The organism is Phytobacter sp., from assembly GCF_059074235.1.
The window spans coordinates 67,188-85,346 of the sequence record NZ_JCACPZ010000005.1; the positions used below are offsets into that span (position 1 = coordinate 67,188).

The window sequence follows — 18,159 nt, forward strand, 5'->3', positions numbered from 1 at the left end:
TGGTCCGTTGTAAACATTATAAAACCAACATGTTATGGAGAGGGATTTATGGCTAACGGAAAACCGTTCGACATCGTGGCGGGCGAAAGTCTGCCGCTCGGCGCTAATTTTGATGGTCAGGGCGTCAATTTTGCCCTTTTTTCAGCACACGCTGAACGCGTTGAGCTGTGCCTTTTTGATCTAAGTGGTAAAACAGAAATCGCCCGGTTAGAGCTGCCCGAATACACGCATGAGATCTGGCACGGTTATGTACCAGGATTACAGCCGGGAGCGCTCTATGGCTTTAGAGTATACGGGCCTTACGACCCGGAGAACGGGCATCGCTTTAATCCCAACAAGCTGTTGATTGACCCCTACGCCCGGGAGCTGGTCGGTAATATTGAGTGGAACGACGCACATTTTGCCTACGACCTGCATCACGAAGACAAAGATCTGACCTTCGATGAGCGTGACAGCGCGCCTTTTACGCCGAAATGTCAGGTGATCGACCCAAATGCCTTTGACTGGCAGGATGCAAACCGTCCTTTCATTCCCTGGCCGCGGTCGGTGATTTACGAAACCCATGTGAAAGGCTTTACGCAGCTTAATTCGGCGCTGCCCCCTGATCTGCGTGGGACCTTCGAAGGCATGGGCCATAAGGCCAGCGTCGATTACATCAAGAGTCTCGGTATTACGTCGGTCGAACTGCTGCCGGTACACTGGTTCCCCGACGATCAGCACCTGCTTGATAAGGGGCTGAAAAACTTCTGGGGTTACAATTCGCTGGGCTTTTTTGCTCCCGCTTCCCGCTATTACGGCCCGCGTAAAATCCAGGGTTTTCGGGACATGGTGCGGGCATTTCACGATGCGGGCATCGAAGTCATTCTGGATGTGGTCTACAACCACACCGCCGAGGGCAACGAACTCGGCCCGACGCTCTCGTTCAAGGGCATCGACAACTTCTCTTATTACCGCACCCTGCCCGATCAGCATCGTTATTACATCAATGACACCGGTACGGGAAACACGGTAAATACCTCGCACCCCCGGGTGTTGCAGATGGTGATGGATTCTCTGCGTTACTGGGCGGAGTCGATGCATATCGACGGATTCCGTTTCGATCTGGGTACCATTCTGGGTCGTGAGCCGGAAGGATTTGATCAACGCGGCGGTTTTTTCGATGCCATGACTCAGGATCCAGTGCTTTCCCGCCTGAAATTGATTGGTGAACCCTGGGATATCGGTCCCGGTGGCTACCAGGTCGGAGGGTTCCCACCAGGATGGGCGGAGTGGAATGATAAATACCGCGATACGGTTCGCGAGTACTGGAAAGGCGATAACGTTTCCGGTGACTTTGCCGCCCGTCTGCTTGGCTCCGGTGACCTGTACGATCAGCGTGGTCGCCGCCCCTGGGCCAGTGTGAACTTCATTACCGCTCACGATGGCTTCACGCTCAACGATCTGGTCTCGTACAACGAGAAACATAATGCAGAAAACGGCGAAGACAATAACGACGGTCACAACGATAACCGTTCATACAACTACGGTGCCGAAGGTTCAACGGATGATGCTGCTATCAACGCAGTGCGTGAACGGCAAAAGCGTAACTTCCTCGCCACCATCTTCTTCTCTCACGGCACGCCGATGCTACTGGCGGGTGATGAGTTTGGCAGAAGCCAGATGGGGAACAACAACGGCTACTGCCAGGATAGCGAAGTGTCGTGGATCCACTGGGACGATCTCCCGGCGTCTAATGAAGCGCTGCGTGAATTCACCCGCCACCTTATTGAACTGCGTAAAACCCAGCCGTTATTGCGCCGGGAAAACTGGCGTGATGGCATGATTATCGAGTGGTTCAACGCCGGAGGCGGCGTGCAACAGGCCGAACACTGGGAAGAAGGCACAACGCTTGGCGCGTATATTGGCCGCCCCGATCTGCAAACCGAACCCGGCGTCTGGCACGACGTGCTGATGTTATTCAACCCGTATGAGGGACAGGTTGATTTTCGTATTCCGCAATTTGGCAACGGCGGTTGGGTTCTGGAATTATCGACATCCGACAAGGCCGAACATTGCAAGGTGATCACCCAGGAAACAGACTACCCGCTCGAAGGCCGCAGCCTGGTGCTGTTCAGAAGACCGTAATCTGACTCAGCACGACGTGACGTTGTCACCTGTTGCGCCGTGCTGATTTACGCCTGGGAAGCAACGCTATACACTTTGCCCTTCGCTCGTCGTTAAAAGACACACCATGAAAAATACGCATATCAACCTTCCCGCCGGCTACTTTGGTATGGTGCTCGGCATTATTGGGCTGGGTTTTGCCTGGCGCTTCGCGGCCACCATTTGGCCTGTTACCACGCTTCCAGCCGATGTACTGGTCATTGTTGCCATTGTCATTTGGGGATTATTGCTGATCGCCTTTGTCAGCCGTTTAGTGCGTCACCGTGCGACCATTGTTGAAGAGATTACCCATCCGCTAAAAAGCAGTTTTGTCAGCCTGATCCCCGCCACCAGCATGTTGGTCTCTATTGGTCTGGTGCCCTGGTTTCCTACGCTTGCGCTCATGCTTTTCCTTGTAGCCGTGACGGCCCAACTGGCCTATTCGGCCTGGCAGACAGCGGGACTTTGGCGCGGGACGCACCCGAAAGAGGCCACTACGCCGGGCCTGTATCTGCCCACCGTTGCCAATAATTTTATTAGCGCAATGGCCTGTGGGGCGATGGGCTTTACCGATGTTGGCCTGCTGTTTCTCGGCGCGGGAATTCTCTCCTGGCTCAGCCTGGAACCGGCCATTTTAAGCCGGATGCGCAATCTGGATGAGATGAGTCCGGCAGTGCGTACATCGCTCGGTATTCAGATGGCCCCGGCCTTTGTCGCCTGTAGTGCCTGGCTTAGTCTCAATGGGAGCCAGGCTGATGTGTTTGCCAAGCTGTTGTTTGGCTACGGTTTGCTGCAAATGCTGTTTATGATCCGCTTGATCCCGTGGTACAGCGTACAGCCGTTTAATCCGAGTTTCTGGAGCTTCTCATTCGGTGTCGCCTCTCTGGCGACCACCTCCATCAAACTCGGCCACGGTGCAGCACCCGGCGGTGCACTCTACTGGATGTCTTTCCCGCTGTTTATCGGTGCCAATCTGGTAATGGGTTTATTAATGTGGAAAACGTTTATGTTGCTGGTGAAAGGTAAGCTGATTGTCCGGCAGGACGTGAAATAGCCCCTTTTGCTGTGTAGCGCCAGGTCGTGAGGTGACGTGAAATGTCACCTCTGCCAATATTCATGCCGAATAAATCGCTAATACTCTCCCATCAGTTCATGGCAAAGCATCCCAATCTGTTCTACGGCGCTGAGTAAACGCAGCGTGGGTTCATTCGCACAATTTAACCGCAAGCAGTTCTGTAATTCAGCCCCAGGCGAAAACAAAGGGCCAGGGCTGAGGCCAATACCCAGCGCCAGTGCCCGTCGATGAACTTCAAGTGCATTAATTTGCTGAGGTAGTTCAACCCATATCAAGAAACCTGCCGCTGGAACGGTAATTTGTGTGTCTGCCGGGAAACTCGCCCTGACCCGAGCGATGACCGCTTGTACGCCCTGCGCAATCCGCGCCTTCAGGCGTCGCAGATGACGCTCATAATCGCCACTTGCCAGCATCTCGCTCGCCGCGGCCTCCAGCATTGGCGCACCCGCCCAATCGCCCGCCATACGCGCCTGTAATACCCGCATATGATAGCGCCCGGCCGCAATCCAACCGATTCGCCAGCCCGGCGCAAGAGTTTTAGACAATGAACTGCAGTAAATCACATTCCCACTCTGGTCGAATGCTTTGCAGGCAGGAGGACGTTGCCCATCACCAGCCAGATCACCATAGACATCGTCCTCAATAAGCGGAATACCCGCATGCTCAATCAGAGCAACAAGCGCCTGCTTGTGGGCGACGGGCATACTGGCTCCGAGTGGATTTTGCACCGTCGGCGAAGCCAGGACGGCAGCGGGACGGTGGCACTGTATCGCGTCGGCGAGTGATTCCAGTTGCAAACCTTCAGCAGGGTCCGTCGGGATTTGCAGCGCCCTCAGGCCTAAATCCTCCAACAGCAGAAGCGTGCCGAAGTATGCAGGTTTCTCGATCGCCACGACATCGCCGGGTTGGCACACGGCACGAAGAGCCAGACGCAGTGCCTGCGTTGCCCCCGCGGTAATAACGAGATCGTCCGCACTAAAGCAAGCCCCCCACTGAGCAGCGCGTGCGGCAATCCTGCTTCGCAGGTCTGCTCTACCCGGGGGCAGGCTGTAGCTTTGCCCGTGGGCTTCAAGACGACGGCCAGCGGCATGCAACGCTCGCTGAAGTGCCTCGCCAGGTAGCCAGGCGGGATCAGGTAACGCAGCACCAAGTGGCACCAGCCGGGTTTCTGCACTGCTGAATAGCGATCTGGCGACGGCTGAAAGAGTAACAGGAACGGGGCCTGGCAAGGAATTCGAAGGCTGTGGGCGGTTTATCTGGTGGACAAAATAGCCCGAGCGCGGACGCGCAACAATCAGACCTTCCGCCTCAAGGCAACGGAGCGCTTCCAGTGCAGTTGGCAGACTTACGTGCTCGCGTTCCGCCAGTTTACGGGCGGAGATCATACGATCACCGGGTCGTAACGCACCTGAAGCAAGAGTGAGGCGCAACATTTCAGCAATACGCCGGTAGTGTGGAGATGTCAGGGACGGGACGGACATGGCGATCTGTGCAGTCTGGTTTTCGATAAATCTGACTATACAGGCAATGTTGAACGCCATCTATAGTGTCGAACACAAGCCCACTAAGGAGGCATTATGCATAGCGATAACTTTGATCTTCCTACTTATTTTCGCCGTATAAACTATACCGGACAGGCGACTGCCGATACCGAAACACTCCACGCCATCATGCGTCACCAACTCTATACGGTCCCTTTTGAGAACCTGGATGTTCAGGCAGGTAAAGTGGTCTCTCTGGTTCCCGAAGAGATTACCCGTAAAGTGTTGCAACACTTTCGGGGCGGCTATTGTTATGAACTCAATGGCTTATTTGCCATGGCGCTGGCCGCATTAGGCATTCCCTACCGTTTCGTCGCGGCGCGTCCTATGTTCTACCCAGCGCGTCGACCGAAAACCCATATGGCCATCGTTGCTGAAGTTGATGGTCGTCAATGGCTTTGCGATCTGGGATTCGGTAGCTACGGCATACGCGCACCACTGGCTCTGGACTTGCTTGATACCGACATCGAGCAAGATTTTGATACTTTTCGCCTCGCCGTTAACACAGATAGCGAATATCTGCTGCAAGCAAAGACCGAAGGTGTATGGGCTAACCAATACAGCTTTGATCTTACCCCGCAGGAGTGGATTGATTTCGTCCCGGCAAACTTCCTCAACTCCACTCACCCGGATGCCATCTTTGTACAGAAACTGCTGGTCATACAGCACCGCCCCGAGGGCCGCCTGATTTTACTGGGAGAGAAGCTGAAGACCATCACCGCAGATGGCGTAAAAACACAGTCGTTGGCGAAAGACGAGATCACTCATGTCCTGAAAAACAGCTTTGCGCTGTCTGCCTCATAGTTTGCCGGGGTGACAGCGCCCTCTGCTGCCACCCACTACTTTCATTCCCATCGCAGAGACGCCCCCAAATCTAGCCTGTACCGATCATTCCAGACAAAAAAAACCTGCCTAAGTTTACCTATAAAATCAAAACCTTAAACATAACTGCAACATAACATCTCTCATCTATGTTACGAATATCAAAAATATTTAAAGATGACTTAAAGTAAGTCATTTTTTTGCCGATGAGCTATAACCACAACATCAATGCTGTCTATCCATATATTAAAGAATGGCGTTCCGGGAGGAATGATGAATATTACCAAGCGCTTACTGCTTAGTTTCTCTTTATTGATTATGAGCCTAATTATCACAAATGTTATTTCAATCTTTTCAATGTCGAAAATTGGCGATGATGCAGAATATTTTCAGGTGAATATTCTGCCAAGCCTGACTGCTATTAACAAAGAAGCCGCTGAACTGGCCAATATTCGCGGAAGGCTTTTTTTACATGGTCTGACGGAAGATAACACCGCGATGGATGCGATAAAGCAGGATACATTGAAAATGTATGCTGAGTTGCTTGAGAAGCAGCAGAGTTACCTAAAAAACCTCATTTCTGACGATCACGATTTAGCCTTAGCCAATAAAACCATGGCTGATCTACAAAGTTTTCGTCCGACGTTAGATCAATATTTTACAATTTCTGAATCCAATGATCGCCAGGCCATCGTGGCTGCTATGAAACCTGGCGGTATGGTTATCAACCAGATAGATTTTCTGACCACAGATTTTAATAATCAAATTGTCTACAACTCAGAGTTGGTGACCAAATCAAATGTAGCCACCAACTCACTGATTAACCGCTCAATGATCATCTCTGTGATTACAACCGTTATCGCCGTTGTGGTTCTGGGTTTCTTTGGTCTATTAACAGCATTTAATATCAAAAACCGCCTCAACTCCATGAAAGATGGGATGGTGAGTATCAGTGAAGATCTCGACCTTGGCCGCAAGTTGCCCGTGGGGCGCCACGATGAAATAGGTATGGCTGTCACTGCATTTAACACCCTGTTGCATCGTATGGCTGAAGCACTGGTAATGGTTCGTGAAGCTTCCCATTCTGTCAGTAACGCTGCCGATCAAATCACAGCGGGCAATAATGAACTTTCTGCACGCACCGAGCAGCAATCTGCTGCTGTAGTGCAAACAGCAGCGAGCATGGAAGAGTTGAGCTCTACGGTGAAACTGAATGCCCAGAACGCCCAGCAAGCAAGCCAACTGGCCATTGCAACCTCACACAGCGCGAGTAAAGGGGGCGATGTCGTCGCAACTGCGGTTTCACGTATGAAAGATATTAGCGACAGTTCACGCCGTATCGCCGATATCACTTCTGTTATCAACGGCATTGCCTTCCAGACAAATATCCTGGCACTGAACGCCGCAGTGGAAGCCGCACGTGCGGGTGAACAAGGGCGAGGCTTCGCGGTTGTTGCAGGAGAAGTACGAAATCTGGCGCAACGCAGTGCCCAGGCAGCCAAAGAGATTGAAAACCTGATACATGAATCCGTATCGCAAGTTGAAGAAGGTACGCGTCAGGTCGATCTGGCTGGCGAAACTATGAACGGTATTGTGCATTCTGTTACGCAGGTTAAAGATCTGATGCAAGAAATTGCGGCAGCTTCGGATGAACAAAATCGCGGCATCACTCAGATTGCCCAGGCAATGGCAGAGATGGATACCACAACTCAGCAGAACGCGGCATTGGTACAGGAATCTTCAGCTTCCGCTGGAAGCCTGGAAGAGCAAGCATCCAAACTCCAGCAGATGATCAATATTTTCCGCCTCCCGGGGGCTTCGCAAGAATCGACATCACGCAGTAATGTCGCACGTCCTTCCCGGTTGGTCACCGCACCAGCCGGCGGAATGAGCCGTGAATCGAATTGGGAAACCTTTTAGGTTGTGACATAGACGGTCACCTTTTTTCGCCCTGGCGTTAACCTTCCCTCGCTGCCACTGACCATACGGTTTGTGGCAGCGTTTCACCAACCCAACTCTTTCTTCTTGTTCGTCAGAATATCTGATGCGGCTCTCCCTGAACGATTGCCTCACCAGTGTGTATTTTTATGATTCCTGATGGGCCCCCCTGATTATGCACGCGATGGTACACTTTGCTCTCCGGCAACGACCACATGATAATTCACGCACTGGCAAATCATGATCAACACCCTTTTACGTTACAACCATTTTGGTCCACCTGAGTCTGCGCTGGAATATCTCGGTGAATCGCTTTCTCCTTTAGCTGAAGATCACCTTCGGGTACGGATGCGGTTTGCCCCGGTCAACGCGTCCGATCTGATTCCAATCACCGGGGCTTACGGTCATCGCGTTATACCGCCGCAGGTTGCCGGGTATGAAGGTGTGGGGATTGTAACTGAAGCGCCTGCTGAATATGCCTATTTGCTCGGCAGGCGAGTGCTGCCACTCCGGGGCCGGGGTACGTGGCAGAAGTATGTCGATTGCCCGGCTGAACTGGCTGTTCCGGTCCCGGATGATATCAGCGATGCTTATGCAGCACGGGCATACATCAATCCACTGGCCGCTACGTTAATGTTGAAACACTTCTCGCCTATGGGAAAACAGGTGTTGGTCACGGCGGCGGGGTCGGAATGCGCGCAACTGATAGGCCAGTGGGCATTGAAGATCGGAGCACATAAGGTGATGAGTGTTTACCGCTCTCCTGCGCATGCCGACAAACTGGCGCGGCTGGGAATGATGCCGGTCTCTGAGTCAGAAATTGATGTTATCCGGCGTTACGCAAAGACCGCCGACGTGGTGTATGAAGCCGTCGGCGGTGAACTGGCAAACATATTGCTCAGCTGCTTACCGGAAACCGCTCAGTTTGTCAGTTATGGCCTGCTCTCCGGGCAGCCTTTCTGCATGCAAAACCGCGCTGCGACCCTGCACTGGTTCCATGTGCGCAATTACCTTGCAACCATGAGCACGCCAGCATGGCAGGCCGAGTTTAAGGTCATTTGGGCGCTGCTGCGCCAGATGACGCTGAGTGATGTCACCCTCTTCCCGCTGGAACAGTGGCAGGCCGCGATTGCCCATTACAAAACAGCGGGAAGAACCGGCAAACCGATGCTGGATTTTACTGCGCGTTAAAATACTCGATCGTTTCTCTCACGGTGATTACCGCTTTTTTCAGCGTTTCAATATCCACGGAGCCAATCGCCAGTCGCACAGCATGAGGCGTATGGATCGAGGTACTGAATGGTTCGGCTGTCGTCAGCGAGATGTTCTCTTTGAGCAATGCGCTGACCACTCTGTCCGCACGCACCTCTTCCTGCAACGGCAGCCAGATAAAATAGGACGAAGGATGTGTCTGGTAAGGCAGCGGTGACAAATGTTCCCGCACCACCGACTGACGAAAACGGGCATCTTCACGCTTCAGTTTTTCCAGCCGCGCTACGGTACCGTCCTGCACCCAGCCGCAGACAATGGCGGTCATCAGCGCTGGCGTATTCCAGGTGGTCGCACGAATCGCACGCTCCACAAAATGACGCTTATCCTCCGGCACCACAACCATACCCACACGCAGCCCGGAGGCCACATTTTTGGAGAAGCCGGCCAGGTAAACCGTGCGTTCTGGTGCATAGTGGTGGATGGGCAGCGGCGGATCCTCTACCAGCCAGACGTAGGTCGCATCTTCAATCACCAGCAGGTCATGTTCCTGGGCGATCGCCGCCATTTCCCGACGGACCGCATCGTTAGCAACCCAACCCAACGGGTTATGCAGCGTTGGCATTGTGTAAATCGCTTTGACACGTCGCTTTTTGCACACCTGCCTCAGCGCCTGAAGATCCATCGCGTCGCCTTTTGCCGGAATGCCCACCAGTTCAAGATGGAATTGCTCTGCCAACACTTTGAAGCCCGGATAAGTGAGCGCATCTACCGCCACCACATCGCCGGGTTTGAGCAACCCCATCACCGCAACTGTTAATCCGTGCTGCGTACCGTTGACGACCAGCAGATTATCTGGATTGGTTTTAACGCCTGAGCCTGCAAGATAGTTGGCAAACACCGCACGCTCACTGGGTTTCCCACCGTGTGGCTGGTAACGAAGTAACGATTCCAGATCGCCGCCAACCGAAAGCTGACGCAATGCAGTACGCAGTAATTCGGCCTGCTCGGGCAGCGCCGGGTAGTTAAAACTGAGATCGATAACGTCGGTGGCGATCGCATGACGATCAATGCCCTGCCCACGCGGCAACATGATCTCCCGCACAAAGGTTCCACGCCCGGTTTCGCCGCTCACCAGCCCCATACTCTCCAGCTCTGCATACACCCGTGTGGCAGTCACCAGCGAAATATGGTGCTGCGCAGACAGCACCCGGTGCGTAGGCAGCCGTGTGCCCGGCATAAGGTCACCGGATTTAATCGCGGTGGCGAATTCGTCCACGATCGATTTGTAGCGCGCTTTCACTATTGTATCCATGACAATAATTTGATTGTCATGAATTCTCAGCCGTATGCTCACTCCTGTCAAACAGGTTGACGAACAATAACAATGAAAAGAGGTCGCACAGTGCAAGAAAAAACAGACAACCACCCCCTCAGCGGGTGGATTAACGGCTTTTTGGGTATGCTCATTTTTAGCGGTTCACTGCCAGCAACCCGGGCCGCCGTGCTCGATTTTGACCCACTGTTTCTCACCGTCGCCCGCGCCTCGATTGCCGGAATTCTGGCGTTAATGCTGGTAATTGTCCTTAAAGGGCAACGTCCCAACCGTGCCCAGGCTCTGTCACTCATCGTCGTGGCTTTAGGTGTGGTGATCGGTTTTCCGCTACTTACCGCGTTTGCCTTACAGCACGTCTCTTCCGCTCACTCCATCGTATTTTTGGGGCTGTTGCCGCTGGCCACTGCCATTTTTGGCGTGATTCGTGGCGGAGAGCGACCGCGCCCGGCATTCTGGATCTGTTCGTGCCTTGGCAGCCTGCTGGTTATGGGATATGCGTTCAGCCAGGGTATCGCCGCCTCGCTAACCGGTGACCTGCTGATGCTGGCCTCCATCGTAGTCTGTGGTCTTGGCTATGCTGAAGGGGCGCGCCTGTCACGGGAGCTCGGTGGCTGGCAGGTCATCAGTTGGGCGTTAATCCTTTCATTGCCTTTGATGTTCAGTACTCGCCCTCTTCACCCGCCCGGTCAGCTTTAGTGACGTGAGTGAAGCAGCCTGGTTTTCATTGGGGTATGTTTCGTTGTTCAGTATGCTGATTGGGTTCATTTTCTGGTACAAAGGATTAGCCCAGGGCGGGATTGCTGCCGTCGGGCAATTGCAATTGCTACAACCCTTTTTTGCCCTCGCACTCGCTGCCACGCTGTTACACGAATCCGTCAGCCTGATGATGGTGTTCGTGACCCTGGGCGTCATCGTGTGCGTGGCAGGTTCACGTAAATTTAGCCGTTAATTATTTTTGGCAGGAGAAAAGTCATGTTAACAGGTCTTAGCGCCTTCCCACTGACCCCGCTCGTTGACGGCAAAGTGGATGAGGTGGCCTTTCGTCGTCTGATGAATAATCTCGTCACCGCCGGTGTCGACTCTATCGGTGCACTGGGCTCCACCGGCAGCTATGCCTACCTGACAACCCAGGAGCGCAAGCGCGTTGCACAGCTGGCAGTGGACGGGGCGCACGGTATCCCGGTGATGGTGAGCATCGGCGCGATTCGCGTGCAGGAGGTGCTGGAACTGGCTGAATCGGCGCAACAGGCAGGTGTCAGCGCGGTGATGATGGCCCCGGTATCCTACCAGCGACTCAAGCCAGATGAAGTATTCGCACTTTACGAACGTGTCGCCCGCCAATTGTCCGTGCCGCTGTGCATCTATGACAACCCTGGCACCACCGGGTTTAGCTTCACCGACGATCTGCTGGCTGCAATCGCTGCACTGCCGTCCGTCGGTTCGGTAAAACTCTCCACGGTGGCGGGTGAGCCACTCAATGGCAAAGCCCGCGTGGATGCACTCCGTGCCCGCATCCCGGCGCATGTGTCGATTGGTATTAGCGGTGACTGGCAGGCGGCAGAAGGTTTCGCCGCAGGCTGTGATATCTGGTACTCAGTGATTGGCGGGCTCGCCCCGGCAGCGAGCCTGGCAATAAGCCGGGCGGCGCAGGCCGGTGATTATGCAAAGGCATTTCAACTGTCTGAAAAGCTGGAGCCACTCTGGCAGTTGTTCCGTAAACACGGCAGTCTGCGCGTGGTCGCCGCCGCTGCCGACATTCTCGGTCTGGCACAATCACCTTGCCTGCCGTTCCCGTTGAAAGAACTGAACGGTGCTGAAAAAGCACAGCTCAACATCGTCCTGCAATCGTTGTCTCTGTCTTAAGCGATCAGGGGGCAGACGGGAGATCCAGCGTCTGCCCTATCATCATCCGGTGACCATCCGGGGTGGCAACCATAAATTCTCGCATACCGTGGGGCTGGTCGGTGAGTGGCGACAGAATGTTCGCCCCCCGGCTGGTCCATTCATCATACAGTGCCGTCGCATTGGTGACATGCAGGTAGGCAAAGTAGTTATGATCTCCCAAATCAGCGGCTTTCTGAGCATCAGGGCATTCACCAAGCATCACCCGCACACTGCCGCGTTTGGCCAACTGCCAGCCGCCGCCTTCAGGCCACATCAGTTCAAATCCCAGCACATCACGAAACCAGGCCGTAGTGCGGTGCAGGTTTCGTACAGCAAGGACATACGAAAATGGAATCAATTCCGGGATAGTCTCAGACATATTTTCTCTCTGTCATTCAAATGGTTTTGCATACTCTGTCAGTTGGTGAACCACAATTCTCCAACCGACATAAAAACCCATCTCTTCGCTTCAGCGCTGCGGTGGCGAGCAATGGCGGTGTAGCGCATTTTGCCCTCTCCCCATCGTCAAGCAGCAAAATAGCGGTCATAAAGTTTTCTTTATGCCTTAACCAGCGCGCGCTTCTGGTCCAGTAAGAACGGTCGCAGGTATCCCACCGTATTTGAAAGCAACACCACCTCTTCCGGTAGCCTGATTTTCAGTATTTCTGTCACATATTTCCGGCGGGCCTGTATACGCGCCCAAACCTGCGGGTAGTGTTTTGCCAGCTCCGCACGCAACGTGTCATCGGCAAGGCCGATGGTGTCCTCAATGCTGCTGCCACCGTAACCCGGAATCGACGGAATAATATCAATTTGCAGCAGCATGCCGCTTTTCAGGGTGACAGTGGAGTCGGCAAATATGGGCGAGCTCAGCCACTCTTCATCTGCCACAAAATGACCGGGATTGAGATGCCAGTGAAAATCAGACTTCGGTAAAACTGACTCCACCAGGCGGTAAACGTCACCGCCCGTGACACCCGGGCGAATAAACTCCAGCCAGCTCACCACCGCGTGGTAATAGGGTATCGCCACGCGCTCAAGGTAATCTGCGACAAATGCGGGGAGTTCACTCTCATCGGCAACCACGTAAGCTGAACGGCTGGTTAAGCCACCTTTGTATCCGACCGTCAGAGAGAACTTATCACCACGGGCAATGAGCTTATCGCCAGGGTACAAACCTGCATGGGCAAAACGGTCACCGGTAGCAGCAATCATCACCACATTGCTGGGTTGACCTTCCCCCGCCAGCCATTGCCCGACGTTTTTTTCACTTTTACCGGGTTCAATGGCATTCAGTGCCGTAAGTACGCGCGTGGATGCCAGATTTGCCCCATATTCATAGAAAGCTATTTCGCTGGCGTTGTTTATTGTACGCACACCCTGTTCCGGCGAAATGAACAGCCCGGTTGCGTTGACGACATGTTCCCGCCCGCCCGCTGCGTTCACGATCGCATCCAGAATAAATGCAGGCACATCAAACAATGCCGGGTTACGGGTAAACAGTTTCCACCCGACCACGCCCACTTTACTTGTTGCAGATAGACCACAGGATGCCAGAAGTTCTTCCAGCGGTGCGTCATTGTCCATCGGCTGATTGGGCAGCGAAAACAGTGGGGTATGGAGACATTTGCCCGGATTTCGGGCATGAGGCACCAGTTTCAGGTTCTCATTACCCATGATGTAGGTTAGCTTGCCGCACGCATCAACGACCAGTAGCGCTTCCTCAAACCTCGGGATAAACCCGGCGAGATATTCAAAATTAGCGCCGTGTTCTTTATCAGCGTAAATCACCAGATGGGACAGACCCGCCTGCTTCATGGCATGCACAATTTTTTGCAAGCGAGCGGTCAGAGTATCATCAGGGAGAACGGGAGAAACAACATCTGTGTACGTCTGAGGAGCCGGTATTTCATGGAGGCAGTAACGCTTTTCGGTAAGCATGGTTTCATTCCTTATGAAGACCCAAAAAGCATAGCGGATCCCTTTACTCCTACCCTATGACTTTATTGTGCGGAGGTGTTCTGCCCCTCAATCCGTTGTGCAAGCAGATCATGGAACAGTCGCGTGGCCATTGACAGTGTACGCTGACGCGGAAGACAGAGATCGACCTTCACCTTCCCCATCAGCGGATCGGCCAGAGGAACGGCAACAAACAATGATGAAGCTTCTACATTGCTCACATTTAGCTGTGGTAAAAGCAGCAACGTTTTCCCCTGCAAGGCCAGCGTCTTCTGTACTTCCATAGAACTGGTAATAAAGCGCATATCGAAATGAACGCCTTCCCGCCGGGCAGCGGATTCCAGTAACTGACGAACGGCGTAATTTGCCGGGGGAATGGCGATGGGGTGCGCTTCAATCTCTTTTAACGTGAGCTGCCGTTTTCCGGCCAACGGATGATGTGCCGCCATCAACACTTTATGCTCAAGCTGGCAACTATGGGTCACCTGGATCTCAGCACTCACGGGGGTGTAAAACGCAAGCGCGAGATCTACCTGTCCGGAGATAAGTTGTTCCGCAATGTGTGGCGCACTGCCGGTGTCGATTTCAAAGGCAACACCCGGATGCTGCAGACCAAAATCCTCAATCACCGGCGCGATAAAGAGCGTAATCAGGCTCTCGGCGGCGCACACTTTCACCGTACCGGATACCACACTTTGCCTTGCAGCTATGCGGGTTTTGACCGATTCCAGTTCCCGCAGGGTCGCATCCACAGCCTGCGCCAGATACTCACCTTCACGGGTCAGTCTGATACCGCGTGGACCGCGTTCAATCAGAGCTGCGCCATAATAGTGTTCCAGCAAATCGATCTGGCGGGTGACAGCACCAGGGGCCACAAACAGCTTCTCGGCGGCATCACGGAAAGAGGACGACTTTGCGACCTGGCTAAAATATTTCAGTGCGCGTAATTGCATCTGTCCTCCTGTTTTCTCCCGCGCTGATGAATTTAATCTGCTACAGCCCAGCCGGATTATCAACAACTCAACCATACGGGTAATTCATGCACAATAAAATAGCAGGCTGCGCCATTAGTGTGCAGATCCGTGCGAGATAGTTTAGTTATTAACCGGAGGATGGCGAAATAAGAGGGCATACGGTTAAACTCTAATGTTTTTAATTAACGTCAGAAGCACATTTTAAGTGCACTCATTACATAGCGTGTGCCCGAGATATATTTATTAATTTTCATGAAAATATAAACAAATCAATATAAACAATAATTTATGTTCATTCATATTATTTTCTTATTCGATCTGCCGATGTGGAGTGCATACATTTTTTAAACACTGCACCCGCGAAATGGTGATAGTGAACCCTGTCGCCACTTGCTATATGTCTGCAATGTCTTTTCACGTTTCACCACGACTGAATACATTGAGGAAGACCTTACGATGACAACTGAGATAAATCACGACGCATCAAAGCCTAAAGCTTCGCGCAAAGAAGTGCTTGCTGTTGTACTCGGTGCGGCGGTTGAGTTTTTTGATTTTAGTGCCTATGCCACCTTTGCCGTTATGATCGGTAATATTTTCTTCCCATCAGACAATCCTTTTACCAGTCTTTTATTATCGGTCTCTGTTTTTGGTATTGGTTTTATTGTACGGCCACTCGGTGCGATATTTATTGGTAGTTATGCAGACCGGGTCGGACGCAAGCCCGCCATGCTATTGACCATGGTCTTTATGACCATAGGTACAGGTGGACTGGTCTTCCTGCCAGGATACGAAACTATCGGCATGGCCGCTCCTGTACTGCTGGTGATTGTACGTATGTTACAAGGGCTGGCGTGGGGAGGCGAAGCGGGTCCGGCAACCACCTTCATCATGGAAGCCGCCCCGGAAGGTAAACGGGCGTTTTACACCAGTTGGCAGATTGTGGCACAAGGTTTAGCAGGCATCAGTGCTGGGGTCATTGGTTATACGTTGACGGTGTTCCTGACGCCAGAGCAACTCTCCTCCTGGGGCTGGCGTGTGCCCTTTGCGTTCGGTCTGATCATCCTGCCGATTGCAATTTACCTGCGCCACAACCTTAACGAAACCTTCACTGCTGAAAACTCCGCAGCCAGCGAATCCACCGGCAGTCTGCTGGGGGAAGTGATGAAAAACTACCGCGGGTTAGTGCTGGTCGGCATTTTCATTCTCTCAGGGAGCACTATTACCCAGTATTTCCTGAATTACATGACTACTTATGCCCTCAAAGAGCTGCAGTTTGCCCCCGGTACGGCGATGGCGTCCACCATTCTGATTGGCGTATGTGTGGTGCTCTTCTCGCTGGTCGGCGGCTGGATGGCAGATAAGTTTGGGCGAAAAATGACCATCATTGCGCCCCGCGTGATCCTGTTGCTTTTGCTGTTACCCGGCCTTGAAATGATCAATAGCTGGCGTACCGAAGGTGTGTTCTTTGCAGTCATCACGGTGTTTGCGGCCCTGCAATGCATCAGCGGCTCTGGCGTGCTGGTGGTCTTGTGTGAAAATTTCCCGCGCTATATCCGCTCGACCGGTTTTTCCATCGCTTTTGCGTTTGGCATTACCCTGTTCGGGGGGACTGCGCAAATCGTCTTTTCATGGCTGATTAAATGGACCGGTGACCCGGTTTCCCCTGGTTATTACCTGATTGCTGCCAATATTCTCTGCCTGGTCTCCACGTTGCTGCTTAAGGAACGTGTACCCCATCGTAGTCCAGGCCGTAAACGCATAAACGCCGATGCCATCCATTTTGCGAAGGAGAAATCACAATGAAAACAATCATGAGCTGGCAGGAGTGGAGTAACAGTGATGCGACCGCACTGGCCGAACTGGTCAGACGCGGTGAGGTCACCGCAACAGAGCTGGCGGAACAAGCGCGGGCAGCCACGCAAAAAATTAACCCACACATTAGCTCAGTGGTTGAGCTGTTCGAAGATGCCATCGCTCATCCCCAAATTGACGGCACTAACATTAACGGTCCCTTTAAGGGAGTGCCGTTTCTGATCAAAGATTTGGGACCAGGGGTAAAAAATCGCCGTCAGGAACAAGGGTCGAAATTTATGCGCGGCAACCGTCCGAAAGAAGATGCGTTTCTGACGAGCCAGATCCGTCAGGCGGGGCTGAACATTATCGGGCGCTCGACCACACCGGAATTTGGTGTGTGTGGCTCAGCGGAAAACCCGGACATCTATGTCACCCGCAGTCCGTGGAATACCGACTACACCACCTTCGGTTCGTCAGCAGGCGCCAGTGCATCGGTTGCCGCTGGGATCTTGCCCCTCGCCCACGCTACAGATGGTGGTGGTTCGATTCGTATTCCCGCTGGTTCGAACGGCCTGGTCGGTCTTAAAAGCAGTCGGGGAGTGTTTTCCATTGGCCCGGCGTTGTCGGATATCACGGGTTACGTTTCTACCCAGGGCTGCGTCAGCCGGAGCGTGCGCGACACCGCACTGTTTGTCGACAGTTGCCGGGGCGGCGCACCGGGGGAATTTATGCCCTACTGGCAACCGGGCGAAACCTGCTGCGAAATGATTACCCGCGACCCAGCCCCGCTGCGCATTGCTGTCTCACACGAGTGGGGAGAATACCGTTCAACACCGCATATTGTCAGTGAACTAGAGAAAACCACCCGTCTGCTGGAAGAGATGGGCCATCAGGTGGAATGGATGACGCCAGATATCGACTTTGAAGAGGCATTCTCGGCGCAGACGACCTGCTACATCAGTAATTTCGCGCAATTTATTCAACGGTTGCTGGAGAAAAACCAGCTCAGTGCCCCGCCGGAAGATCTGATTGAGCCAATCAACATCCGTATCTGGCAAAAAGGGATTGATATGTCTTACAGCGAGCGCTGGAAGATGCAGGATGCGTTTAACCGTATCTCGCGCAGTCTCGGACAGTTTTTCCAGTCATGGGATCTGATTCTGACTCCAACTTTCTCCAGGCCTACACCACTGCTTGGCGAGAAAAAGTACCTGACACTCAGTGATAACCCGAACGTAATGGATTGGTTTTATTCTTTATGGGATATCTTTTCCTACACCCCACTTGCCAGTCTGACCGGCACGCCGGGCATCTCTCTACCACTGGCCTGGCAGGAGTCGGGTCTGCCGCTGGGGATGCATTTCCAGACGCGCCAGGGTAACGATGGTCTGTTACTGCAGCTGGCCGCACAGCTTGAACGAGCGTCAGGTGGCCGCTTCATCAGTCACTCCACCCCTGAGGTGCATGTCACGCGCTGATCAAAGG

At 53.2% G+C, this 18,159-nt stretch carries 13 protein-coding genes and 1 pseudogene; 9 read left to right on the forward strand and 5 right to left on the reverse strand.

Annotation, left to right across the window (positions count from 1 at the left end; genetic code table 11):
• Positions 1-48 precede the first annotated feature (48 nt).
• Together glgX and tehA are read left to right on the forward strand one after the other, a co-directional pair.
• Positions 49-2,124, forward strand: coding sequence for a glycogen debranching protein GlgX (glgX, locus tag AC5JPW_RS14245; RefSeq protein ID WP_494241323.1), 2,076 nt, complete (start codon positions 49-51; stop codon positions 2,122-2,124).
• A gap of 106 nt (positions 2,125-2,230) precedes the next feature.
• Complete coding sequence (tehA, locus tag AC5JPW_RS14250; protein WP_494241325.1) at positions 2,231-3,196, forward strand: dicarboxylate transporter/tellurite-resistance protein TehA; 966 nt, start codon at positions 2,231-2,233, stop codon at positions 3,194-3,196.
• Between the two features lie 77 nt (positions 3,197-3,273).
• On the opposite strand, the gene AC5JPW_RS14255 is transcribed toward tehA, so the two are convergent.
• Positions 3,274-4,758, reverse strand: a complete 1,485-nt coding sequence (locus tag AC5JPW_RS14255) for an aminotransferase-like domain-containing protein (RefSeq protein ID WP_494241327.1) — start codon at positions 4,756-4,758, stop codon at positions 3,274-3,276.
• A 36-nt stretch (positions 4,759-4,794) separates the two neighbouring features.
• Here AC5JPW_RS14255 and AC5JPW_RS14260 point away from each other — a divergent pair, with 36 nt between their 5' ends.
• From AC5JPW_RS14260 to AC5JPW_RS14270, 3 genes are all read left to right on the forward strand, one after another.
• Positions 4,795-5,562 carry an arylamine N-acetyltransferase family protein gene (locus tag AC5JPW_RS14260; protein WP_494241329.1) on the forward strand — a complete coding sequence of 256 codons (768 nt, stop codon included), beginning with the start codon at positions 4,795-4,797 and terminating at the stop codon, positions 5,560-5,562.
• Between the two features lie 288 nt (positions 5,563-5,850).
• Complete coding sequence (locus AC5JPW_RS14265; RefSeq protein WP_494241331.1) at positions 5,851-7,500, forward strand: methyl-accepting chemotaxis protein; 1,650 nt, start codon at positions 5,851-5,853, stop codon at positions 7,498-7,500.
• A gap of 258 nt (positions 7,501-7,758) precedes the next feature.
• On the forward strand, positions 7,759-8,709 hold the full coding sequence (locus tag AC5JPW_RS14270; RefSeq protein WP_494241332.1) for a zinc-dependent alcohol dehydrogenase family protein: 951 nt from the start codon (positions 7,759-7,761) through the stop codon (positions 8,707-8,709).
• On the opposite strand, the gene AC5JPW_RS14275 is transcribed toward AC5JPW_RS14270, so the two are convergent.
• Positions 8,696-10,030 (reverse strand): aminotransferase-like domain-containing protein, encoded by a 1,335-nt coding sequence (locus AC5JPW_RS14275; protein ID WP_494241334.1) that lies wholly within the window; start codon positions 10,028-10,030, stop codon positions 8,696-8,698. The two genes, AC5JPW_RS14270 and AC5JPW_RS14275, sit on opposite strands and share 14 nt — an antisense overlap.
• Before the next feature lie 84 nt (positions 10,031-10,114).
• Here AC5JPW_RS14275 and AC5JPW_RS14280 point away from each other — a divergent pair.
• Together AC5JPW_RS14280 and AC5JPW_RS14285 are read left to right on the forward strand one after the other, a co-directional pair.
• A pseudogene (locus AC5JPW_RS14280) lies at positions 10,115-11,012 on the forward strand (DMT family transporter).
• Between the two features lie 23 nt (positions 11,013-11,035).
• The gene (locus AC5JPW_RS14285; RefSeq protein ID WP_494241336.1) at positions 11,036-11,926 is read left to right on the forward strand and encodes a dihydrodipicolinate synthase family protein; all 891 of its coding nucleotides are present in this window, start codon (positions 11,036-11,038) and stop codon (positions 11,924-11,926) included.
• A 4-nt stretch (positions 11,927-11,930) separates the two neighbouring features.
• Here the strand turns inward: AC5JPW_RS14285 and AC5JPW_RS14290 are convergent, their stop codons facing one another.
• The 3 genes from AC5JPW_RS14290 to AC5JPW_RS14300 form a co-directional block, all read right to left on the reverse strand.
• Positions 11,931-12,326, reverse strand: coding sequence for a VOC family protein (locus AC5JPW_RS14290; RefSeq protein WP_494241338.1), 396 nt, complete (start codon positions 12,324-12,326; stop codon positions 11,931-11,933).
• A 179-nt stretch (positions 12,327-12,505) separates the two neighbouring features.
• A complete protein-coding gene (locus tag AC5JPW_RS14295) occupies positions 12,506-13,888 on the reverse strand; it encodes a M24 family metallopeptidase (RefSeq protein ID WP_494241340.1) in 1,383 nt (460 codons plus the stop codon).
• Between the two features lie 62 nt (positions 13,889-13,950).
• The gene (locus AC5JPW_RS14300) at positions 13,951-14,859 is read right to left on the reverse strand and encodes a LysR family transcriptional regulator (RefSeq protein WP_494241341.1); all 909 of its coding nucleotides are present in this window, start codon (positions 14,857-14,859) and stop codon (positions 13,951-13,953) included.
• A gap of 477 nt (positions 14,860-15,336) precedes the next feature.
• Here AC5JPW_RS14300 and AC5JPW_RS14305 point away from each other — a divergent pair, with 477 nt between their 5' ends.
• Both AC5JPW_RS14305 and AC5JPW_RS14310 read left to right on the forward strand, forming a co-directional pair.
• Positions 15,337-16,683: an MFS transporter gene (locus AC5JPW_RS14305; protein WP_494241342.1), complete on the forward strand. Its 1,347-nt coding sequence runs from the start codon at positions 15,337-15,339 to the stop codon at positions 16,681-16,683.
• The gene (locus AC5JPW_RS14310) at positions 16,680-18,152 is read left to right on the forward strand and encodes an amidase (RefSeq protein WP_494241344.1); all 1,473 of its coding nucleotides are present in this window, start codon (positions 16,680-16,682) and stop codon (positions 18,150-18,152) included. Before AC5JPW_RS14305 ends, AC5JPW_RS14310 begins: the two co-directional genes overlap by 4 nt.
• Positions 18,153-18,159: the final 7 nt, after the last annotated feature.